The following is a 21,465-nucleotide window of genomic DNA, read 5'->3' as shown; positions in this document are numbered from 1 at the left end:
CGCAGCAGGCTTACCGAAGCCATGGCCCGTGTTGACCTCCACCCGAGTCAAGACGGGCTGCGGACCGGACTGAGCGTGCTGCAACGCAGCGATGAACTTGTGGCTGTGCAGCGGTACGACGCGGTCGTCGTGATCACCTGTGACCACCAGAGTCGCCGGGTACGCCGTACCGTCGCTGACGCGATGTAGCGGCGAGTAGGCCAGCAGGTCCTCGAACTGCTCCGGGTCGGTGGGCAGACCGTAGTCGGAAGCCCACGCCGCTCCCACCGTGAACAAGTGGAACCGCAGCATGTCCAGCACGCCCACACCGGGCAGTGCGACCGCGAACAGGTCCGGCCGCTGGGTCATGACCGCTCCGACCAGCAGACCGCCGTTGCTGCGACCGTGTATCGCCAACTGCGCTGGTGTGGTCACACCGGTGTCCCGCAGGTCCTCTGCGACCGCGATGAAGTCGTCGAAGACGTTCTGCTTGTTCTTGAGCCGTCCGGCGTCGTGCCACTCGCTCCCGTACTCGCCGCCACCGCGCAGGTTCGCGATGACCAGCACTCCGCCGGCAGCCAGCCACGCCGGCCAGCCCGGGCGGTAGTCGGCCTGGATCGGGATGCGGAACCCGCCGTACCCCCACATGAGGGTCGGGCGCGGCTTCTCGAACCCCAGGTCGGAGCGGGTGATCAAGAAGTACGGCACGGGCCCGTTGCGACGGGTCACGGTGACCTGAGGAGGCGTGAAGCCGTCAGTCCCACGCACCAGCTCAGGCAGCGCGCGTACGTCGCCTGAACCGGTGGACACGACGTACGACAACGTCGGGTCGGTCGTCGTGGACAGGCCGATGAAGAGCTCGTCGTACTTCGGTCCGGCGTTGAAGCCGACCACTCCCCCACCAGGTACGTCGACGACGCGCGCGCCGGAGCCGTCCACCGCGTAGAGCGTCAGCACCGACTGGGCGTCGACCAGCGTCAACGTGGCGAGGCCGTCCGCGGTGGCGCGCACTGCCTGCAGCGTGGAGTCGCTCTCCGGGATGAGGTCGGTGAACGTGCCGGCCAGGTCGGACAGCACCACGCGACCGCGGGGCGCGTCACGGTCGGTCCGCAGCACCAGCTGGTCGCCCGACATCCGCACGAAGGCGATCTCGTCGGCGAACTCGTCCACGACCTTCACCGGCTCGCCCAGCCCGTCGCCGGTGATCGGGTACACCCACAGCCGCGTGCTGGGGTCCGTACCCTCGGTGATGTGGACGACGAGGTACCGGTCGTCGTCGGACACCTCGGGCATCAGGAAGTACCGGTCGTTGCCCGGGAAGCTCAGCACCAGCTCGTCGTCCGACTGCGCCGTACCGACACGGTGCAGCATCAGCCGCCCACCGGACAACGAGGTGGTCTCCGTACCCTCGCTCCGCCCACTGGTCGGGTAGTGCAGGTACAGGTACGCCGAACTGTCCGGGAGCCAGGTGGCCTCGCTGAACTTGGCCTCCGAGACCAGGTCGTCCACCTGCGCGCCGGTGGCGATGTCGAGCAGCCGGAACGTCGTCCAGTCGCTGCCGCTCTCGTTGATGCCGTACGCGAAGTACTTGCCGTCAGGGCTGACCGTGAACGTCCCCAACGAGTCCGTGCCGTCCGCGGACAACGTGTTCGGGTCGATCAGCACCCGGCCGCCGGCCAGCAGCTCGTCGAGCGACTCGGCGACGTAGATCACGTCCTGCGCCTGTGTGCCGTCGTTCCGGCCGACGAAGTACCAGCCGGACTTCTTCGCCGGTACGCCGGCCCGTGGGCGCGCGAGGATCGCGGCCATCGTGCGCTGGAACCACGCGCGCTCGGGATAGCCCGAGAGCTCGGCCTCGGTGTAGGAGTTCTGCCGGGTGACCCAGTCCTGCGTCTCAGGCGCGTCAGGGTCTTCCAGCCAGCGGTAAGGATCGGCGATCTGATGCCCGTGCAACGTCTCGACCACGTCGTCGCGGCGGCTCTCCGGGTAGGTCATGCCGACAAACCTACGACAACTTACGTCGCACTCACCGGCTCCGGTGGGCGGCATCCCGCACAGGCGCCGGAGCCGGTGAGTACGACGGGCCCGGTGTCAGGCCGGATTGATGTCCTTACTCCACAGCACCGTGCCGAACAGGTTCCGCAGCGACACCGAGAACACCCCGGTGCGCGGGTCGATCCGGGTGTGCCCGAAGAACTGGTTGCCGCTGGCCGGCGACTGGCTCGGGAAGTCGGCGGCCTTGACGAAGACGGCCTCCGGGCCGAACGTCGGGTCGAGCTGGTTCGGCCCGAAGCCGCCGGCGTTGATAGGGCCGGCCACGATCTCCCAGAACGGGTCGAAGTCGGTGAACGCCGCCCGCGCCGGGTCGTAGTGGTGCGCGGCCGCGTAGTGCACGTCGGCGGTCAGCCAGATCGCGTTCCGCACCTTGCGCTTCTTGAACTGGCTCAGCACCCAGGCAATCTCCTGCTCGCGGCCGCCCGGCGCACCGGGCAGTCCGTTCGCGACCGCCTCGATCAGGTCGCCGTCCGGCACCAGCAGACCAAGAGGCATGTCACTCGCGATCACCTTCCAGGTCGCCCGGGACGCCGCCACCTCGCGGACCAGCCAGGCGGCCTGCTCGGCGCCGAGCATCGCGACCGGTCCGGCCGTCGACGGCACCGGGTTCGCGCCGCGGTACGTGCGCATGTCCAGGCAGAACACGTCCAGCAGCGGCCCGTAGCTCACCTTCCGGTAGATCCGGTCCCGGCCCGCGGCGTGCTCCATCGGCAGGTACTCCAGGAACGCCTTCTTGGCGCGCGCCGCCAGTACGTCGACGCGGCGTTCGACGTACCGCGCGTCGTCGAGGATCTCGCCCGGGTACCAGTTGTTCAGCGTCTCGTGGTCGTCCCACTGCGCGACCAGCGGTACGTCGGCGTACAGGCCACGCACGTTCTGGTCGAGCAGGTTGTACTTGTACCGGCCGCGGAACTCCGTCAGCGTCTCGGCGACCTTCGAGACCTCCTCGGTCACCACGTTCTTCCAAACGGTGCCGTCGGCAACCTTCAGCTCGGCCGCGATCGGACCGTCGGCGTAGATGTTGTCGCCGGAGTGCAGGAAGAAGTCCGGCCGGGTGTCATGCATCGCCTTGTACGCGATCATCCCGCCGAGCTCGGGGTTGATGCCGTACCCCTGGCCGGCGGTGTCACCGGTGAACACGAACGACACCGGGCGGTTGCGGCCCGGGGTGCTGAACGAGCCGTCGAGCGTCTCGCCGATCCGCCCGTACGAGTCCTCGAACCCGATCCGGTAGTCGTACCGTTGCCCCGGGCGCAGGCCGCGCAACGGCAGCCGCGCGGTGAAGTCGTCGTTCGCGTCCGTCTTCGGGCCGCGGAGGCTGATCGCCCGGTCGAACCGCCCGTGGCTGGTCAGCTGCACGACCATCCGGCCCGGCCGGTCGGTCCGCGACCAGACGACCGCCGAGCTCGGCGTCACGTCGGCACTCGCGATCCCGGACGGCAATGCGGCGCGATCCCGGCGGACGAGGTTCGGAGCAGCAGACGCCACACCCGGTACGGCGAGGGACGCACCGGCGGCGGTGGTGGCGGCGAGGAGCTGGCGGCGACTCAGTTTCATGACCCGAAGGTGCTCCCCCCTGATGACAGTCAGGTGACAGTCGGGAGAACTGGGCTACAAATCAGCCACTGTCCGGCGCTGACCCGGCGGAGTAGTCGCGTTGCTGCCGCCGGATGACGACGTTCGCCCACGTCAGGGCAGGTTTCATAGCCCTCCGAAACCGCTTAACACGGTACGAACGCGATTGCGCGAGCCGTGTAACCCGTGCGGGCGACCTTCGATTCACCCGCGACGAGGAGGACGTCCATGCACCGAGTTCCCGATCTGTCCGACATCCAGGAAGCCGCCGAGCGAGTCGGTGTCGGCCTGACCGCCGACGAGGCTGCCGTCTACCGGGTCCACCTGGCCCGGATGCTGGCCGAGTTCGACGAGTTCGTCCAGGCCCGCACCGAGGTGACACCACCGCGCTTCCCCGGCGCGCGGGAACCCGGATACCGCCCAGGGCCCGACGAGGACCCGCACAACGCCTGGACCTGGAAGTGTGGCATCGAGGGCAGCGGCTCCGGCATCCTGACCGGCCGTACCGTGAGCTTCAAGGACCACATCGCCGTCGCCGGGATGCCGATGAGCTTCGGCGCCCACGCGTTGTCGGGCCACGTGCCGGACTTCGACGCGACCGTGGTCCAGCGGTCACTGGAGGCCGGCGCAACGGTGACCGGCAAGAACGTGATGAACGGCCTGGCCGGCGGGTTCGGCTTCGGTGGCGGCGTCGGCGACTACGGCCGGCCGGCGAACCCGCACAATCCCGATTACCTCACCGGCGGTTCGTCCTCGGGTTCGGCGGCCGCTCTGGTCGACCGCCAGGTCGACATCTCCTTCGGCGGTGATCAGGGCGGCTCGATCCGGATCCCGGCGTCCTGGTCGGGGACCGTCGGGCACAAGCCCACCTTCGGTCTGGTCTCGCACTTCGGCATCGGCTTCGGCTCCGACCAGAGCATCGACTACACCGGCCCGATGACGATGTCGGTCCGCGACGCGGCCCTGGCGCTCGAGGCCGTCGCCGGGTACGACGGACTCGACCCGAGGCAGACCCGCGAGGTCCCCGATGCCTACGACGCCACGAGCGGGCTGGGCGCGGGCGTCGAGGGGTTGCGGATCGGCGTGCTGCGGGAGGGGTTCCTCGGCGCAACCGAAGCGGTTGCCGACTCGGTCCAGCAGGCGATCGACGTCTTCGACAAGCTGGGCGCGGTGATCAGCGAGGTCTCGGTGCCCGAGCATCTCAGCATCGGTGGCGCCCAGCAGGCGTTGTCCGCCGAGGCCACGCTGGCTGTTCGCGGGTCGGGTTTCTACGGCGCGTTCGCCCGGACGTACTACCCCGAGGACACCATCGCGGCCATCACCCGGGCCTGGCAGCACAACCAGGAACTGCTCGACCCGAGGGCATTGCTCAGCCTGATGGCCGGCGAGTTCAGCCGCAGGTACTGGGCGGGGCGCCTGTACGCGAAGGCACAGAACGTCCGGCCCGGCTACATCGCGGCGTACGACCGGGCACTGTCCGAGGTCGACGTCCTGGTCATGCCGACGACCGTGACGCAGGCTCCCCGGTTCGAACCCGTGGACGATCCGGCCACTGCTCTCGACTTCGCGCTGCAGAGTCCGGTCTCGCAGAGCGCGGTGCTGAATACCAGGCCGTTCAACTTCACCGGGCACCCGGCGTTGTCCGTGCCCGGCGAGAAGCGGGACGGATTACCCGTCGGCATCCAGCTCGTCGGCCGGATGTTCGACGACGCGCTGCTGCTGCGTGCCGCGCAGGCGTTCGCCGAGGCCGTGCCGTTCGACGAATGGCTGACGGTCGACGCTGCCGTCACGGCATGACGAGATGGGCGACGTTCCGCTCTCTCGGCGTACCGAACTACCGCCTGTTCTTCTGGGGTGGAACGGTCAGCAACATCGGCGTCTGGATGCAACGCACCGCCCAGGCGTGGGCCGTCGTGGTGCTCAGTCACGGCGACGGCCTGGCCCTCGGTCTCGCGACCTTCCTGCAGTTCTTCCCGACCGTGCTGCTCGGCCTCGGGACGGGCGCGTTGGTGGATCGGACCGACAAGCTCCGGCTGCTGGTGGTGACGCAGGGACTGGTCGGGCTGGGCAGTATCGCCATGGGCATCCTGGACGGGCTGGGCATTCTGACCCTGGCACAGGTCTGGGTGCTGGCCGGGGCGATGGGCGTGGTCAACGCGTTCGACGTCCCTGCCCGGCAGTCCATGGTGTCGGAACTCGTCGGCCCCGACCAGGTCGTGAACGCGATCGGGCTCAACTCGGCCTCGTTCAATGTCGCCCGCCTGGTCGGTCCGGCGCTGGCGGGGCTGCTGATCGGCATCGCCGGGACACCGTTGATCTTCTTCCTGCACGCGGCCAGCTCGGTCGGCATCCTGGTGGCCCTGCTGCGGCTCGACCGGAGCAAGCTGTACCCGGTGCCCCGCTCTGCGGGTCGCGGCGGGCAACTCGTCGCGGGACTTCGGCAGGTGGCCGCGGATCCCGCTCTCGCGACGCTGATCGTGCTGGCCGGGGTGATCGGGATCGCCGGAGCCAACAGCCTGCAGGTCGTGCTTCCGCTGGTAGCGACCAAGGTGTTCGGAGTCGGCGCACTCGGGTTCGGACTGGTCACCTCGTGCCTGGCCGTCGGTGGGCTCACGGGTGCGTTGCTCGCGGCCTCGACCAGCGGAATGCCACGCCATCGTTGGGTTCTCGGCGCCGGGGCGGCTCTCGGCGTGTGCTTGCTGGTGGCCTCGGTGATGCCGCTACTGGTCGCCTTCGGTGCCGCCCTCGTGCTGTGCGGCGGAATGTTCATGTCGTTCGCGGTGCTTGCGAACACCTCGGTCCAACTGACCGCGAAGCCGGCCATCCGGGGCCGGGTGATGGCCGTCTACCTGACCTTCTTCCTCGGCGGTGGCGCGCTCGGGGGACCGCTGCTGGGACTCGTCGCCGAACGTCTCGGACCGATGCGGGCGATCGCGTCGGCGGGGGCGCTGGCGCTGCTGGCCACCGCGGCCGGCGCCGCCGTCCTGGTGGCGGTACGGCGCCGCACCGGGCCGGCCGGGCCGGTACCGCGGGTGGTAATGCCGGGCCATTCCGAATCCGCCTGTAATTCCCCGGCAAGGATCAGCCAGATTGTTTACCAGCGGGACACCGAAGTAGCTGACCCGTGAAACATCAGGGTCCTATTTTCGCTTCTGAAACTCCTTATGAGACAGGGATTCTCCTTGTTTCCTTTCTTCATGAATTCACCCGGGAACGGATGTGGCAGCGCGGTCCGGCATTCTTCTGCGGGCCGCGACGAAAGGAACCATGACGATGTCTACGACGACGACGGCACGACCCGTTCAGACGGCCCCCGAATCCGATTCCCCGGCGACCGCGCCGGCCCTGCGGGTAGGCGACCTGGTCACCGAGTTCCGCAGCCGGCGTGGCGCCGTCCGGGCGGTCGACGGCATTTCCTTCACGGTGCCGCGCGGCGGGGTCCTGGCGGTGATCGGCGAGTCCGGCAGCGGCAAGAGCGCGATGCTTCGCTCCATCATCGGGATCAACCCGCCGAGCACACTCGTCACCGGGGAGATCTCGGTCGGCGGCCGGGACCTGCAGGCGATGTCACCCCGCGAGCGGCGCAAGGCCCGGGGCAGCGACGTGTCCATGGTCTTCCAGGACCCGCTGACCGCGCTCGACCCGGTCTACACGATCGAGAAGCAACTGGTCGAGGCGATCCGCACGCACCACGAGGGACTCGACCGGTCGCAGGCCCGGCGGCGGGCGCTGGACCTCCTCGAGCTGGTTCAGATCCCCTCAGCGGCGGCCCGGCTGAAGGCCTACCCGTCCGAGCTGAGCGGTGGCATGAGGCAACGAGTCGTGATCGCGATGGCGATCGCCGGCCGGCCGACGGTCCTGCTCGCCGACGAGCCGACGACCGCCCTCGACGTCACCGTGCAGGCCCGGATGATGCGGCTCTTCCGCCAGATCCAGCGCGAGATCGACATGGGTCTGGTGATCGTCACCCACGACCTCGGCGTCGCGGCCGAGCTCGCCGACGAGGTCGCGGTCATGTACGCCGGGCGCTTCGTGGAGTACGGCTCGGCCGCCCAGGTGCTGACCACGCCCTCGCACCCGTACACCGAAGGTCTGATCGAGGCGAACGTCCGCGCCGGCCAGGAGCGCCGCCCGAATGCGATCCAGGGTGCACCGCCGAGCCTCGACCAGCTACCGCCAGGGTGTTCCTTCGCCCCGCGCTGCGGCTACGCGGTCGGCGCCTGCTGGGAGACCCGGCCGGCTGCGCGGCAGGTGACCCACGGGCAGACGAGCAGTTGTCTGCTCGCCCCCGCCGAGAGCGCACTGGCTTCCTGACATGAGGTGCCGCCCATCTCATCCACGTGTCCTCTGCCTGGTGCTCGCCGCGCTGCTGGTGGTGCTCACCGGCTGTGCGTCGACGCAGGCAAGCGGCCCCCCGCCGTCCGGGGGTGAGCTGCGGATCGCGATGTCAGCCGGCAACATCCCGTTCCCGTCCACTCCACCGAACGAGGGCTACGAGGGCTACCGCTTCGTCGGCAACAACATCTACGACGGGCTGACCCGGCTGAATCTCGAGCAGTCGGCCACCCTGCCGACTCCGCAACCGGCGCTGGCCCAGTCGTGGACGACGTCGAAGGATCTGACCACCTGGACCTTCCGGCTGCGCCAGGGCGTCACCTTCCATGACGGCACGCCGTTCAACGCCGACGCGGTGATCTTCCAGTATGACCGGCTCCGCACCAAGGCTTCGCCGTACTACGACGCGAAGTCCGCCGCGAGCGCCGCGGCGTCGTTCCGCTACTTCAAGTCCTGGCGCAAGGTCGACGATCGCACCGTCGAGATCAAGACCACGAAGCCGTATGCGTGGCTGCTCTGGGACCTGGCCGGAATCTTCTACCCCAGCCCGACGGCCGTGAAGACCTACGGCAACAACAACTACAACCAGCACGCCTCCGGCACCGGCCCGTTCCGGATGACGAAGTACGTCGACGGCCAGGAGATGGAGCTGACCCGCAACGACAACTACTGGCGTACGCCGGTCAAGCTCGGCCGGATCGTGCTCTACCCGCAGCCCGAACCGGCGTCGCGCCTGTCGATGCTGCAGTCCGGTGAGGTCGACTGGGCCGAAGTGCCGTCGCCCGACTCGGTCCAGCAGTTGAAGAAGGAGGGCTACCAGATCGAGCTGGGCAAGTACCCGCACGGGATCATGCCGCGGTTCAACCTGTTCCGGCCGCCGTTCAAGGACAATCTCGCGCTCCGGCAGGCGCTCAACTACGCGCTCGACCGGGAAGGCACAGCGGCCCTGCTGAACAACGTCGGCTATCCCGCGACGCAGTACGTGTACGACGGAAACCCGTCGTACACCAAGAAGTCGCCGGGCTATTCCTACGACGTGGCGAAGGCCAAGCGCCTGCTCGCCGAAGCCGGTTATCAGCCGGGTCAGCTGACCCTCACGATGGCCTATCCGACCGGCGGCTCGGGGAACATGTATCCGGACACGATGATGCAGAAACTCCAGGCCGACTTCGCGGCGATCGGTGTCGCCACCGTGCTGAAGCCGATGGAGTGGAACACGATCATCTCGATCGGTCTCGACGGCCTGCAGGCCAAGCAGTGGAGCAATATCGACATCCTCTGGGCCTCCCCCGCGTCCGGAATGATGCCGACCGGTTTCAGCGCGACCTTCTTCTGCAACCGCCCGGGTGGCCTGAAGAACGCCGCCGGGCTCTGCGACCCGAAGATCGACGCGGCGCTGACGGCCGCCAGTCAACAGCCCGACGTCGCCTCGCAGTACAGGTACCTGCAGCAAATGATGGACGTCGCGGTGCAGAAGGCCTACTTCCTGTTCTGGATGCACGACCTCAACCTCCGGGTCCTGAGCTCGAAGGTGCACGGCTACATCCAGCCGCAGTCGTGGTGGGTGGACTTCACACAGATCACCGTCGGGAAGGACTGACCCATGCTGCGTGTAGCGATCCTCCGGATCGGGATGGCCGTCCCGATCCTGTTCGGAGTCTCCGTCATCGTCTTCCTGCTGATGAACGTGCTGCCCGGCTCGGCCGAGGCGGGACTGGTCAGCGACGACATGTCGGCCGCGGAACGCCAGGCGATCCGCAACGAGCTCGGCTTGAACGACCCTCTGCCGTTGCGGTACGTCCGCTGGCTCGGCAGCGCCCTGCAAGGCAACCTCGGGTACTCCGTCCAGCGCCGCCGCGACGTGTCGGACCTGCTGATCCAGGCCTGGAGCAACACCGCCGTGCTGGCGATCGTCTCGGCGGTCTTCGGCATCACGATCGGGCTCTGGCTGGGCTACGTGGCCGGCACCCGGCGCGGCAGCCTGATCGACCGGCTCACCGCGGTACTGAGCCTGACGGGGCTGAGCGTTCCGTCGTTCTTCCTGGCGATCATCCTGCTCGCCGTCTTCGCCGGCGGGCTCAGGCTGCTGCCCTCAGGTGGCGCCACGCTGGACCAGGGACTGTGGATAGCGATCCGAAGTCTGGTGCTGCCGGTGTTGTCCGGGTCGCTGATCACGATGGCGATCACCGCCCGGGTCACCCGCGCCGCGATCGTCGACGTGGCCGGTTCGGACTTCGTGGAAACCCTGCGGGCCAAGGGATTGAGCGAGTTCGAGGTCCGCCGGCACATCCTGCGGAACGCGATCTCGCCGGTGCTGACCACGTCCGGCGTTCAGATCGGCGCGCTGCTGGGCGGCTCGGTGCTGGTCGAGACGATCTTCCGCTGGCCCGGGATGGGGCTGCTGGTGTTCACCGCGATCTCGGCCCGGGACCTGCTGGTGGTGCAGGGCGCCACCTTGGTCATCGCGGTCACATTCGTCGTGGTGAACCTGGTCGTCGACCTGCTGCAGGCCTGGATCGACCCACGGGTGAGAGGAGCGGTCGGATGAGCGAGAGCGTCGTACCGACCTTGCTGGACAAGGATTTCGGTGCAAGTACGACGGCCGCCGACCGGGCCGAGGCACGCCGCCGCCGAGACGAGTGGATCGCCGCCCGGACCAGCGAACGGTCCCTGTCGTTCTGGCGGGCGACCCTGCGCCGGTTCGTCGCCAACAAGGTTGGTGTGGTTGCCGCGATCATCGTTGCCCTGCTGGTGCTCGGGGCGATCTTCGCTCCGCTGCTCACCCCTGCCGACCCGCTGCTCGGCAAACCGACCGAGCGGCTGCACAACCTGTTCACGGCGGGCCATCCGCTCGGCACCGACGAGCAGGGACGCGACATGCTGGCCCGCGTCCTGTACGGCGGCCGGCTGTCGCTGCTGGCGGGTTTCGTCCCGACGATCGGAGCAGCCCTGATCGGGACGGCCATCGGGGTCACGTCGGGCATCCTGCGCGGCGCGGTCGGGACGATCCTGATGCGGGCGATGGACATGCTGTACGCGTTCCCCGCGATCCTGCTGGCGATCGCCGTCGGTGCCTCGCTCGGCCCGGGCCTGACGAACACGATCATCGCGGTGACGATCGTGTTCGTCCCGCCGGTGGCGCGGGTGGCGGAATCGGCGACCCGGCGGGTGGTGATCCAGGAGTTCGTCGAGGCGGCCCGACTCAGCGGTGCGAGCCGACTGCGAGTGGCCCGCACCCAGGTGCTGCCGAACGTGCTCAACGACGTGATCGTGTATGCCTCCGGCCTGGTCGGCGTGGCGATGATCATCGCCGCCAGTCTGAGCTTCCTCGGCCTCGGCTCGGCACCGCCCGCGCCGGAGTGGGGCTACATCCTGAACAGCCTGCGCGGCATGGTCAGCGTCGCCCCGCTGGTCGCGATCGTGCCCGGCTTCTTCATCTTCCTCACCTCGGTGGCCTTCAACCTGGCCAGCGACGCGTTGCGCGAAGCCATGGACAGCCGGCTGTGAACCCCGACTCGACCTCACCGTCCGGAAGGCGGCCGACGATGGAAACAGACACCGGCAAGGAGTTGCTGGAACTGATCGGCGTCTCGAAGCAGTTCCAGGTCCGGTCCGGCGGCCGGCGGGCGCAGCTGTCCGCGGTCGACACGGTCTCGCTGACCGTCCGGCAGGGCAGCACGCTCGGGATCGTCGGCGAGTCCGGTTGTGGCAAGTCGACGCTCGCCCGCGTGATCGTCGGGCTGCACCTGACCGACGACGGCGAGATGATCTTCGACGGCAAACAGGTGCTCACCCATCGCCGGCGCTCGCCCGATGAGCTCAAGCAGATGCAGATGGTCTTCCAGGATCCGTCGTCGGCGCTCAACCCGCGGGCCACGATCAGCGAGTCGATCGGTTTTCCACTGCAGGTGCAGGGCGAATCGAAGGCGGCCGTCGAGGAGCGGGTCGCCCAGGTGATGCAGGACGTCGGCCTGCCCGCGGCGTACGCGTCGCACTATCCGCACCAGCTCAGTGGTGGCCAGAGGCAACGAGTGAACATCGCCCGGGCGCTGGCACTGCAGCCCAGGCTGGTGGTGCTGGACGAGGCGGTCTCGGCGCTCGACAAGTCGATCCAGGCGCAGGTGCTGAATCTGCTCACCGACCTGCAGGAACAGTACGGGCTGACCTACGTGTTCATCAGCCACGACCTGAACGTGGTGCGCTACATCAGCGACGAGGTCGCGGTGATGTATCTCGGCCAGGTCGTGGAGCGCGGCAATGCCAAGGAGTTGTACGACGACCCGAAGCATCCGTACACCCGGCTGCTGCTGTCCTCGGTGCCCACGCTGGACCCGGCCCGGAGCACGCGCGACGAACCCGTCGACAGCGCCGAATCCGGCAACACCGAGATCCCGAGTCCGATCGATCCCCCCAGCGGCTGCCGCTTCCGGACCCGTTGCCCACACGCGATGGACATCTGCTCCGAGGTCGCGCCCGTACCGGTCCAGCTCACCGAGATCCGCTCCGTCGCGTGCCACCTGTACGCCGATGCCGTCGTACCGGCCTGATCCGTTCCCAGTCACCAGGAGGTTCCGTTGTCCATGCCCGACTCCGGCGCGATCGTCACCTCGATCCTCGCCGCCGCCCAGCTCACCGTCTCCGACGACGAACTGGCCACCTTCGTCAAGGACTACCCCCTGATCCGGCAGGCGGCCGACGCGCTGTACCTGCCCGAGCTCGCACCCGACGAGCCCGCGATCAGGTTCCACCCGCTGGACTTCTACCCCGGCGCGGCTACCGCACCGGCTGGAAAGGACGCCTGATGACCGTCAGCACCATCAAGGACGCCGCCGCCGCTCTCCGAGACGGCAGCCTCACCTCGACCGCCTTGACCCAGCAGATCCTCGACCGCGCGATCGCGCTCAACCCGGCACTCGGCGCGTACGTCGACATCACCCGCGAGGCAGCACTCGAACAGGCCGGAGCGGCGGACGCGGCACTGGCCGCGGGTGACGACCGCGGACCGCTGCAAGGGATCCCGCTGGCCATCAAGGACATCATCGCGATGAAGGGTGCCGCCACCACGGCGAACAGCCGCGTGCTCGCGTCTGGCTGGGGTGCCGGCACCGACGCCCCCGTGGTCGCCCGGCTGCGCGACGCCGGGGCCGTGTTCGTCGGCAAGTCGACCACCAGCGAGTTCGCGATCGGGCTGCCCGACCCGGACAAGGGATTCCTGGTTCCGCACAACCCCTGGAACGTCGAGCACACCCCGGCCGGTTCGAGCTCCGGCACCGGAGTCGCCGTGGCGGCCGGGCTGGCGCTCGGCGGGCTGGGCACCGACACCGGCGGTTCGGTACGGAGCCCCGCCGCGGTGAACGGCCATACCGGGTTGAAGGTGACGTTCGGCCGAGTGCCGAAGAGCGGCGTCGTACCGCTCGGCTTCAGCCTGGACAGCATCGGCCCGATGGCTCGCAGTGCCTGGGACTGCGCCGCCCTGCTCGAGGTGATGGCGGGCTACGACCCGACCGATCCCAACAGCGCCGCGCAGCCGGTTCCGGCGTACACGGAGCTCCTGGACGGCTCGGTGGACGGCCTGCGGATCGCCTTGCCGATACCGTACTTCTTCGACCACGAACAGCTCGACCCGCAGATGCACGACGCGGTCATCGCGGCGGTGAAGCAGCTGGTCGGCCAAGGCGCGGTGTCCACCGAGGTGGAACTCGCCCACGCGGCCGAGGCGAAGGAGGCCAACCACATCATCCTGGTCGCCGAGGCCTACGCCTACCACCGCAACAACCTGGTGAACCGCTGGTCCGACTACGGCATCCACACCCGCCCGACACTGGCCCGCGGCGCCTTCTACACCGCCGGCGACGTCGCCCAGGCGGAGCGGTTCCGCCGGCAGTTCTCACGGGACGTGGCCACCCTGTTCGAGAGCCACGACGTGATCGTCACGCCGACCGCGGCGGTCCCGGCGGAGCCGGCGGCGGGGTTGTCGCCGAGCAAGCGGCTGAGCTCGGTCAGCTACACCGGCCACTGGAACCTCACCGGCCTGCCGGCCGTGGCCGTACCGGTCGGCTTCTCCACCAGCGGATTGCCGCTGTCGATGCAGATCGTCGGCAAGCCGTTCGCGGAGGCCACCGTGCTGAAGGTCGCCGACGCCCTGCAGCGCGTCAGCGACTGGCACCTGGCCGTCCCGCCGGTCGAAGACCTGTCGGCCGCCTGACTTCCGAGCGACGAGAGAAGGCACGATGAGCAACGAATCCGAACAACTCACCCTGGTGCTGGCGATGGCCGGCGTCGAACCGATCGCGGCAGATCTGGGGCCGATGGCAACGGCCTACTCGATCGCCAGGGAGAACTCCGCCCTGGTCGCGTCCGTCGCCGCCGCCCGCTACGAAGAGCCGGCCCTGATCTTCTCCGCGCGCCCATGACGGCCCGGACGATCTCGGCCGCGATCGTCGCCCTCCGTTCCGGGCAGGTCACCGCGACCCAACTGCTGGACGAGGCGATCGCAGTCGCCGACCGGTACGACGAACAGCTCGGCATCTACCTGGCCAGGTTCGACGATGCGGCCCGGGCCGCGGCCGCTGCCGCGGACAAGGCGTATGCGGCCGGTGACCCGGCAGGCGCCCTGCTCGGGATTCCCTTGGGAATCAAGGACATCATCACGACCGTCGAGGGACCGACCACGGCACAGAGCCTGGTGCACGACTCGGCCTGGGGCGATCAGCAGGACGCCCCGGTGGTCAGCCGGCTGCGGTCCGCCGGTGGCGTGATCACCGGGAAGACCACCACGATGGAGTTCGCGACCGGCCTGCCGGATCCGGCCAAGCCGTTCCCGATCCCCCGCAACCCCTGGAACCCGGACCACTGGACCGGCGGCTCCAGCTCGGGTACCGGCAACGGGGTGGCGGCCGGGGCGTTCCTCGGCGGCCTCGGTACGGACACCGGCGGCAGCATCCGTGGCCCGGCCGCCTTCTGTGGCATCTCCGGGATCAAGGCGACCTTCGGCCGGGTGCCGAAGTCGGGGTGTGTCCCACTCGGGTACAGCCTGGACAACATCGGCCCGATGGCCCGGTCGGCCCGGGACTGCGCCATCATGCTCACGGTCCTCGCCGGGTACGACGCAAGCGACCCGTGCGCGGTGGACGAGCCGGTGCCGGACTACGAGGCCGCACTGACCGGTGACCTCAGCGGCTTGCGGATCGGCGTCGACCCGCTGGCCGAGCACCGCCGCGGCGATCAGGATCCGATGCTCGGCGAACTGCTCGAGGCCGCCCTTGCGGTGCTGGCCGAGCGCGGGGCCTCCGTCGTACCAGTGGAACTCCCGTACTATCGCGAGCTGACCGCGGCCACCGGGATCACGTCACGCAGCGAGGCGTTCGCGTACCACGCACCTGACCTGCGGAGCCGGTGGGAGGACTACTTCGCCGCGACCCGGCAGGGCATCGGCGCGGCACCGGCGTACTCGGGCGCCGACTACGTCCAGGCGCAGCGAGTACGCCGAGTCGGACAGCGCGAGGTGGCTGCGTTGTTCGAGACCGTCGATCTGGTGGTGACACCGACTGCGAGTGTCGCGGCGTTCGCGATCGATGGTCTGGCCGAGGCCGGGATGGAGCGATTCCGGGCGATGCACACGTCGTACTGGAACGCCGTGGGCAACCCGGCCTTGTCCGTGCCGATGGGATTCGGGGCGACGGACCTGCCGCTCGGCCTGCAGATCATGGGCCGGCCGTTCGACGAGGCGACCGTACTGCGAGCCGGCGACGCCTACCAGCAGGTCACCGACTGGCACCTGGCCGAGCCCTCGACCGCAGGCCGCACAACCGTCGGCGTCTGACCAACGGCTAGGGCCCGAACAGTGTGCCGGGGCGGCCGGGCCACCGTCCCCGACACACACTCACCCTGTCAGCACCTGGTCAACACCTGTCAGCACCCGCGATCACCTGCCGGGATGAGCGTGGCTAACAGGCGTGGGCCGAGCCGTCGCCGTCGGAGCCGAGCGGCGGCGGCGCGGTTCGGAGTCGGCGTGGCGGCTCTCCGGTGCGGTCGCCGAAGGATCGCATCACGGTCGCGTAGACGATGCGATCGGAGCGGGCGTGCGACACGCTGTACTCCAGCGGCCGTCCGTCCAGCGCGCGGATGATCCGGCTCGAGTCCAGCAGCGCGAACCCGGCCTCCACCTGCAGGAAGCCGGCGCTGATCGGATCCGCGCCCGAGCAACCGACCTGCAGCTCGGTGTCGCCGACCGGTTCGCGCAGCACGTCCGCGATCAACTCGTACGGCGAGCGGTTCAACGTCGACGCCGGCCCGTCGAGCAGGCCGGCGAACGGGTCGCCCGGCATAAAGGCCGAGCGGATGCTGAGCGGGAAACCGTCCAGCGAGGTGACCGATTCGAGAATCACCACCTCCGCGCCGGCCGTGATCTCCAGCCGCTCCGCGATGAACGAAGGCGCCGGGTGCAGCGCCGCGTACGTGGTCCGGATCGCCACCCGGGTGCCGTTCGTGTTCATCTCCTGCGCGAGATCGCGAGACACGTCGATCTCGTGCTGGAGCGCGCTCGGCGCCAGGGCGAACGTGCCGGCCCCACGGACCCGCTCGACCAGGCCCTGCTCGGCCAGGATCGCGAGCGCGTCGCGGATGATGCCGCGGCTGACGCCGTACTTGCGGATCAGCGCGTCCTCGGCAGGCAGGGGTTCCTCGGCCCAGTCGCCACTCAGCAGTTCGTTGCGGAGCAGGTCACAGACCCACTGCACGGTGCGGGATCGCCCGGGACCTCGCCGGGGATTTCGTTTTCCCTGATCGGTTGGGTGTGCCACAGGCGACTCCTCCTGAACACCGCTGTCCGAGCGTGAGATTCCGGTCACCGTACTGCGACCCGCCGGAGGCACCTAGCGATTGCCTGGTGGCCTGGGTCACACCCGATCTGAAGCCACCCGCACCGATGACGGTCAGATGAAAGCCGAACGAACTGGCCGCCAAATTACCCAGGGCGTCGGACACGCGCTTGTGTGCGGCTGTCCGACGTGGTTCCGTTGGAGCCCAACGACCTGCTCGTGACCTTCTCGTGACGCTGCCCCGCACCTGGTAGCGCATCGACCGATGCACTACCAGAACCAGGGGTTTTGTGATGCCACACCAGCTTGTCGAGGACCATGACCCGCTCAGGGCACAGCACAAGTACACGCACCTCTACACCGACCTGCTGCGGACCGTCCGGGAGCTCGGCTTGCTCCGGCGGCGCCGCAAGTACTACCTGACCCGGATCGGCCTGGTGCTCGCGGCCTTCGTGGCGGTCTGGGTCGGCGTCGGCCTGATCGGCAACTCGTGGTTCCAGTTGCTGATGGCGGGCGCACTGGCACTGGTCCTCACCCAGGTCGCGTTCCTGAGCCACGACAGCGCCCACCGGCAGATCTTCGACTCCGCCCGGTGGAACGACTGGACCGCGCGGCTGCTCGCCGGCGGAGTGATCGGGATCAGCGCGAGCTGGTGGCGATCGAAACACAACAAGCACCATTCCGGACCGAACCAGTTGCAGCGCGACCCGGACATCGACATCGGCGTCATTGCGTTCCACCCGGAGCACGCCGCCAGCCGGACCGGCTTCCGGGCGTGGCTGACCCGTCGCCAGGGCTGGCTGTTCTTCCCGCTGCTGACGCTCGAGGGACTGAGCCTGTACGTCGCGAGCATGCAGCATCTGTTCCGCCGCTCGGCGACCAGGATGGAGCGGATCGAGGCCGCGATCGTGACCACCCGGGTCGCCGGGTATCTGACCGCGCTGTTCCTGGTCCTGCCGATCGGCAAGGCCGGAGCGTTCCTCGGGTTGCAGCTCGCGGTGTTCGGTGTCTGTCTCGGCGGTTCGTTCGCGCCGAACCACAAGGGCATGCCGCTGGTCCCGAAGACGATGAAGCTGGACTTCCTCCGCCGGCAGGTGCTGATGTCGCGCAACATCCGCGGCGGGGTTTTCACCGACTTCGCGATGGGCGGCCTCAACTACCAGATCGAGCACCACCTCTTCCCGAGTATGCCGCGACCGACGCTGCGCCGGGTCCAGCCGATCGTCCGGGAGTACTGCGAGCTGCACGGCGTGAAGTACGCCGAGGTCGGCCTGTTCACGTCGTACCGGATCGTGGTCGACTACCTGAACAACGTCGGTCTGCGGGCGCGCGATCCCTTCCACTGCCCGCTCGCCACTCAGCTCCGGGGGTAGTACTTTGCCAAGCCGACCTCACCGGGCCATCTGGCCGCACGCCGCGCGCCATGCCACGACCTCATGCTGGCCGGCGTGAGCGCCCAGCAGCAGTACGTCAGTGTCTACACGGACCTGCTCCAGACCGTGCGCGAACTCGGTATGTTCCGCCGCCGGCAGGGCTACTACCTGACCCGCATCGGCATCGTCGGCGGCGCCCTGCTCGGGGTGGTCGCCGGCATGATCCTGCTCGGGAACTCCTGGTATCAGCTCTGGCTCGCCGGTGCGCTGGCGCTGGTCCTGGTCCAGGTCGCGTTCCTCAGCCACGACAGCGCGCACCGGCAGATCTTCCGGTCGAACGCCCGCAACGACTGGACCGCGCGGATCCTGGCGGGCTGCGTGCTCGGCATGAGCGTGACGTGGTGGCGCAACAAGCACAACAAGCACCACGCCGCCCCGAACCAGACCGACCGCGATCCCGACGTACAGCTCAAGGTGCTCGCGTTCACCCCGGACGCCGTCGGTGACCGCGGACCGGTCGGCCGCTGGTTCGCCGCGCGGCAGGGGTGGCTGTTCTTCCCACTGCTGACGCTCGAGGGCGTCGGCCTGCACGCGTCCAGCCTCAAGCACCTGCTGCGCCCCGGCGCGAGCCGTGCAGACCGGATCGACGCCGCCGTGATCGCGGCCCGGATCACGGCGTACGTCGCGGCGCTCTATCTGCTGCTCCCGGCCGGGAAGGCGACCGCGTTCCTCGGGCTGCAGCTCGCGGTGTTCGGGGTCTGCCTCGGTGCCGCGTTCGCGCCGAACCACAAGGGCATGCCGATCGTGCCGGCCGGGACGAAGCTGGACTTCCTCCGCCGGCAGGTGCTGATGTCGCGCAACATCCGCGGCGGCGTGTTCACCGACTTCGCGATGGGCGGCCTGAACTACCAGATCGAGCACCATCTGTTCCCGAGCATGCCGCGCCCGACGCTCCGCCGGGTCCAGCCGATCGTCCGGGAGTACTGCGAGCTGCACGGCGTGAAGTACACCGAGGTCGGCCTGTTCACGTCGTACGGGATCGTCGTCCAGCACCTGAACGACGTCGGGCTCGGGGCACGCGACCCGTTCCAATGCCCGTTGGTGACGCAGTACCGGAGGTAGCGTAGCCGTCATGTGGTGGGGTTTGGCGGCGGCGCTGGCTGCGGCGGTTGCGTACGGTCTGGCGTCGATCCTGCAGGCCTCGGCGGCCGACAGTTCACCGGAGGCGAGCGCGGCCAACGTGGTCCTCAAGCCGCGCTTCGTGCTCGGTATGAGCCTCGACGCGGTCGGGTTCGCCGTACAGGTCGCCGCCCTGCAGGTGCTTCCGCTGTTCGTGGTCCAGTCGGCGCTGGCCGCCAGCCTGGCCGTCACGGCCGTGGCGGCGCGAGTCCTGGGCGTCCGGCTCGGCCGGCGGGAGTGGCTCGCGGTCGGCGGCGTCTGCGTCGGGCTCGGCCTGCTGGGCATATCGGCCGGCAGTGAGGGCAGCCCGACTGTCGGGAACGGCTTCCGGCTGGCGCTGGGCATCGCCGTCGTGGTGCTGGCGCTTGCGCGGGTGTCGATCCGGCTGGTCCCCGCTCGGCTGCACGGCCCGGTGCTCGGCCTCATCGCCGGTCTAGGCTTCGGGGTCGTCGCCGTCTCGGCACGGATCATCCCGAGCCTGGCGCCGACGCACCTGATCACCGAACCCGCCGCCTACACCGCCGTCGCCGGTGGTGCGCTCGCGATGCTCTGCTACGCCGCCGCGTTGCAGCGCGGCGGCGTCACGACGGCAACCGCGATGCTGGTCGTCGGCGAGACCGTCTTTCCCGCGCTCGTCGGGCTCCTGCTCCTGGGCGACCACGCGCGGCACGGCTTCGCTGCAGTGGCCGGTTGCGGATTCGTACTCGCCGTCGCCGCGGCCCTGCTGCTGGCCCGGTTCGGCGAACCGGGGCAGGTGGTCAGCGCGCCGGAGGGATCTCTCCCGAGCCGCGAATCGTCAGCTTGACCGGAACCCGGACCGTCCGGCCCGGGCGGTGCGGCTCGGGCAGGCGCTCGGTCATCAGCTGGATCGCGGTCCGGGCCATCACGTCGGCCGACTGCGCGACCGCGGTCAGCCCGGGGCTGAGCAGGTCGCCCAGCTGCAGGTCGTCGAACGACACCAGCGCGACCCGGTCCCGCCGGCCCGCGAGTCCCCGCAGTACCTCGGTGGTCGTCATGTTGTTCGCCGAGAGCAACGCGGTCGCCGGCTCGGCCCGGTCCAGGACGGCCGAGAGCGTGATGCCGATGCCCTCGGTGGTCGGCTCGGACAGGTGCACCAGGTCCTCGTCGACGTCGATCCGGTGCCGCGCCATCGCCGCCCGGTACGCGACCACGCGCTCGCGGGCCGTGAAGATCCGCTCGTCGTCACCGAGGTACGCGATCCGCCGGTGCCCCTGGCGGACCAGGTGATCGATCGCCTGGTCGATACCGCCCGCGTTGTCCGCGAGTACGGCGTCCGCCTCGATCCCGTGCGCCGGACGGTCGATCGTGACCACCGCCATGCCGGCGTCCACGTGCGGTGCGAGGTACTCCTGGGTCTCCCCGATCGGCGCCATGATCAGCGCATCGGGGCGCCGGGCGACGAACTCCAGGCAGACGTCCCGCTCCCGCTCCGGGTCCTCGTCGGTCAGCCCGATCATCACCACCGAGCCCGACGTCCGTGCCCACAGCTCGACCGCGCGGCCGAGCGAGGCGAAGAACGGGTCGCCGATGTCCCGGATCACCACCGCGATCGTGCCGGTCCGGCCGCGGCGCAGCATCCGGGCCGACTCGTTCGGGGTGTAGTTCAGCTCCTTGATCGCCGCCTGCACCTTGGCGGTCAGCTCCGGGCTGACGTTCGGCTCCTCGTTCACCACCCGGGACACGGTCTTCAGCGCGACCCCCGCCCGGGCGGCGACCTCCTTCATCGTGGGCCGGCGCTGACCAACGCCGTTCGTACCAGTGACACTCACCGCCGGCCCCTTTCTGCTCGCTCTCAGCTTTCCACAACGACCGGGATGATCATCGGACGGCGCCGGTGGGTGTCGCTGACCCACTTGCCGACCACCCGGCGGATCACCTGCTGCAACTGGTACATGTCGTCGACGCCGCCACCGATCGCCTTCTCGATCTCGGCCTCGATCCGCGGCTTCAGGTCGTCGAACACGGTGTCGTCCTCGGCGAACCCGCGGGCCTGGATCTCCGGCCCGGCGGTCAGCTTGCCGGTGACGGAGTCCATCACCGCGATCACCGAGATGAAGCCCTCGTCGCCGAGGATCCGGCGGTCCTTCAGCGAGGTCTCGGTGATGTCGCCGACGGTCGACCCGTCCACG

The 21,465-nt window shown here is 69.1% G+C and carries 18 protein-coding genes and 1 pseudogene; 14 read left to right on the top strand and 5 right to left on the bottom strand.

What is annotated here, in order from left to right:
- Both VFF46_RS17610 and VFF46_RS17605 read right to left on the bottom strand, forming a co-directional pair.
- The coding region (locus VFF46_RS17610; RefSeq protein ID WP_325038219.1) for a prolyl oligopeptidase family serine peptidase at nt 1-1,974 on the bottom strand (1,974 nt) is incomplete at its 3' end.
- 96 nt (nt 1,975-2,070) lie between these two features.
- Nucleotides 2,071-3,591, bottom strand: coding sequence for an alkaline phosphatase D family protein (locus tag VFF46_RS17605; protein ID WP_325038218.1), 1,521 nt, complete (start codon nt 3,589-3,591; stop codon nt 2,071-2,073).
- 246 nt (nt 3,592-3,837) lie between these two features.
- Between VFF46_RS17605 and VFF46_RS17600 the strand changes: the two genes are divergently transcribed.
- The 11 genes from VFF46_RS17600 to VFF46_RS17550 all read left to right on the top strand — a co-directional run bounded on the left by VFF46_RS17600 (nt 3,838) and on the right by VFF46_RS17550 (nt 15,766).
- On the top strand, nt 3,838-5,406 hold the full coding sequence (locus VFF46_RS17600) for an amidase family protein (protein ID WP_325038217.1): 1,569 nt from the start codon (nt 3,838-3,840) through the stop codon (nt 5,404-5,406).
- Nucleotides 5,403-6,737: an MFS transporter gene (locus tag VFF46_RS17595; protein ID WP_325038216.1), complete on the top strand. Its 1,335-nt coding sequence runs from the start codon at nt 5,403-5,405 to the stop codon at nt 6,735-6,737. The genes VFF46_RS17600 and VFF46_RS17595 overlap by 4 nt, the downstream gene beginning before the upstream one ends.
- Nucleotides 6,738-6,882: 145 nt before the next feature.
- On the top strand, nt 6,883-7,923 hold the full coding sequence (locus VFF46_RS17590; protein WP_325038215.1) for an ABC transporter ATP-binding protein: 1,041 nt from the start codon (nt 6,883-6,885) through the stop codon (nt 7,921-7,923).
- A gap of 40 nt (nt 7,924-7,963) precedes the next feature.
- Entirely contained in the window at nt 7,964-9,544 is a 1,581-nt protein-coding gene (locus VFF46_RS17585) for an ABC transporter substrate-binding protein (protein WP_325038214.1), read from the top strand.
- A 3-nt stretch (nt 9,545-9,547) separates the two neighbouring features.
- Complete coding sequence (locus VFF46_RS17580) at nt 9,548-10,492, top strand: ABC transporter permease (RefSeq protein ID WP_325038213.1); 945 nt, start codon at nt 9,548-9,550, stop codon at nt 10,490-10,492.
- On the top strand, nt 10,489-11,451 hold the full coding sequence (locus VFF46_RS17575) for an ABC transporter permease (protein ID WP_325038212.1): 963 nt from the start codon (nt 10,489-10,491) through the stop codon (nt 11,449-11,451). The genes VFF46_RS17580 and VFF46_RS17575 overlap by 4 nt, the downstream gene beginning before the upstream one ends.
- Before the next feature lie 38 nt (nt 11,452-11,489).
- Nucleotides 11,490-12,491, top strand: coding sequence for an ABC transporter ATP-binding protein (locus VFF46_RS17570; protein WP_325038211.1), 1,002 nt, complete (start codon nt 11,490-11,492; stop codon nt 12,489-12,491).
- A 33-nt stretch (nt 12,492-12,524) separates the two neighbouring features.
- Nucleotides 12,525-12,746: a hypothetical protein gene (locus VFF46_RS17565; RefSeq protein ID WP_325038210.1), complete on the top strand. Its 222-nt coding sequence runs from the start codon at nt 12,525-12,527 to the stop codon at nt 12,744-12,746.
- The gene (locus VFF46_RS17560) at nt 12,746-14,149 is read left to right on the top strand and encodes an amidase (RefSeq protein WP_325038209.1); all 1,404 of its coding nucleotides are present in this window, start codon (nt 12,746-12,748) and stop codon (nt 14,147-14,149) included. The genes VFF46_RS17565 and VFF46_RS17560 overlap by 1 nt, the downstream gene beginning before the upstream one ends.
- 25 nt (nt 14,150-14,174) lie before the next feature.
- On the top strand, nt 14,175-14,357 hold the full coding sequence (locus tag VFF46_RS17555) for a hypothetical protein (RefSeq protein ID WP_325038208.1): 183 nt from the start codon (nt 14,175-14,177) through the stop codon (nt 14,355-14,357).
- Nucleotides 14,354-15,766, top strand: coding sequence for an amidase (locus VFF46_RS17550; RefSeq protein ID WP_325038207.1), 1,413 nt, complete (start codon nt 14,354-14,356; stop codon nt 15,764-15,766). Before VFF46_RS17555 ends, VFF46_RS17550 begins: the two co-directional genes overlap by 4 nt.
- Before the next feature lie 124 nt (nt 15,767-15,890).
- On the opposite strand, the gene VFF46_RS17545 is transcribed toward VFF46_RS17550, so the two are convergent.
- Nucleotides 15,891-16,682, bottom strand: coding sequence for a GntR family transcriptional regulator (locus tag VFF46_RS17545; RefSeq protein ID WP_325038206.1), 792 nt, complete (start codon nt 16,680-16,682; stop codon nt 15,891-15,893).
- Between the two features lie 374 nt (nt 16,683-17,056).
- Here VFF46_RS17545 and VFF46_RS17540 point away from each other — a divergent pair, with 374 nt between their 5' ends.
- From VFF46_RS17540 to VFF46_RS17530, 3 genes are all read left to right on the top strand, one after another.
- Nucleotides 17,057-18,136, top strand: a complete 1,080-nt coding sequence (locus tag VFF46_RS17540; protein WP_325038205.1) for an acyl-CoA desaturase — start codon at nt 17,057-17,059, stop codon at nt 18,134-18,136.
- Nucleotides 18,137-18,211: 75 nt separating this feature from the next.
- On the top strand, nt 18,212-19,258 hold the full coding sequence (locus tag VFF46_RS17535; RefSeq protein ID WP_325038204.1) for an acyl-CoA desaturase: 1,047 nt from the start codon (nt 18,212-18,214) through the stop codon (nt 19,256-19,258).
- Between the two features lie 10 nt (nt 19,259-19,268).
- Nucleotides 19,269-20,120: a hypothetical protein gene (locus tag VFF46_RS17530; protein WP_325038203.1), complete on the top strand. Its 852-nt coding sequence runs from the start codon at nt 19,269-19,271 to the stop codon at nt 20,118-20,120.
- Here the strand turns inward: VFF46_RS17530 and VFF46_RS17525 are convergent.
- Nucleotides 20,074-21,105 (bottom strand): LacI family DNA-binding transcriptional regulator, encoded by a 1,032-nt coding sequence (locus tag VFF46_RS17525; RefSeq protein ID WP_325038202.1) that lies wholly within the window; start codon nt 21,103-21,105, stop codon nt 20,074-20,076. The genes VFF46_RS17530 and VFF46_RS17525 overlap by 47 nt on opposite strands.
- A gap of 23 nt (nt 21,106-21,128) precedes the next feature.
- Nucleotides 21,129-21,465, bottom strand: a pseudogene (locus tag VFF46_RS17520) (RNase J family beta-CASP ribonuclease); the annotation flags it as partial.

Source organism: Kribbella sp. (assembly GCF_035655035.1).
In the GTDB taxonomy this organism is placed as follows: Bacteria; Actinomycetota; Actinomycetes; order Propionibacteriales; family Kribbellaceae; genus Kribbella.
This window is presented reverse-complemented; position numbering and strand designations above follow the sequence as displayed.

Excerpts from the sequence above, each read along its gene's own strand:
- VFF46_RS17605 (WP_325038218.1), bottom strand. The coding sequence starts at position 3,591 with ATGAAACTGAGTCGCCGCCAGCTCCTCGCCGCCACCACCGCCGCCGGT.
- VFF46_RS17600 (WP_325038217.1), top strand. The coding sequence starts at position 3,838 with ATGCACCGAGTTCCCGATCTGTCCGACATCCAGGAAGCCGCCGAGCGA.
- VFF46_RS17595 (WP_325038216.1), top strand. The coding sequence starts at position 5,403 with ATGACGAGATGGGCGACGTTCCGCTCTCTCGGCGTACCGAACTACCGC.
- VFF46_RS17590 (WP_325038215.1), top strand. The coding sequence starts at position 6,883 with ATGTCTACGACGACGACGGCACGACCCGTTCAGACGGCCCCCGAATCC.
- VFF46_RS17580 (WP_325038213.1), top strand. The coding sequence starts at position 9,548 with ATGCTGCGTGTAGCGATCCTCCGGATCGGGATGGCCGTCCCGATCCTG.
- VFF46_RS17575 (WP_325038212.1), top strand. The coding sequence starts at position 10,489 with ATGAGCGAGAGCGTCGTACCGACCTTGCTGGACAAGGATTTCGGTGCA.
- VFF46_RS17570 (WP_325038211.1), top strand. The coding sequence starts at position 11,490 with ATGGAAACAGACACCGGCAAGGAGTTGCTGGAACTGATCGGCGTCTCG.
- VFF46_RS17565 (WP_325038210.1), top strand. The coding sequence starts at position 12,525 with ATGCCCGACTCCGGCGCGATCGTCACCTCGATCCTCGCCGCCGCCCAG.
- VFF46_RS17560 (WP_325038209.1), top strand. The coding sequence starts at position 12,746 with ATGACCGTCAGCACCATCAAGGACGCCGCCGCCGCTCTCCGAGACGGC.
- VFF46_RS17555 (WP_325038208.1), top strand. The coding sequence starts at position 14,175 with ATGAGCAACGAATCCGAACAACTCACCCTGGTGCTGGCGATGGCCGGC.
- VFF46_RS17550 (WP_325038207.1), top strand. The coding sequence starts at position 14,354 with ATGACGGCCCGGACGATCTCGGCCGCGATCGTCGCCCTCCGTTCCGGG.
- VFF46_RS17540 (WP_325038205.1), top strand. The coding sequence starts at position 17,057 with ATGCCACACCAGCTTGTCGAGGACCATGACCCGCTCAGGGCACAGCAC.
- VFF46_RS17530 (WP_325038203.1), top strand. The coding sequence starts at position 19,269 with ATGTGGTGGGGTTTGGCGGCGGCGCTGGCTGCGGCGGTTGCGTACGGT.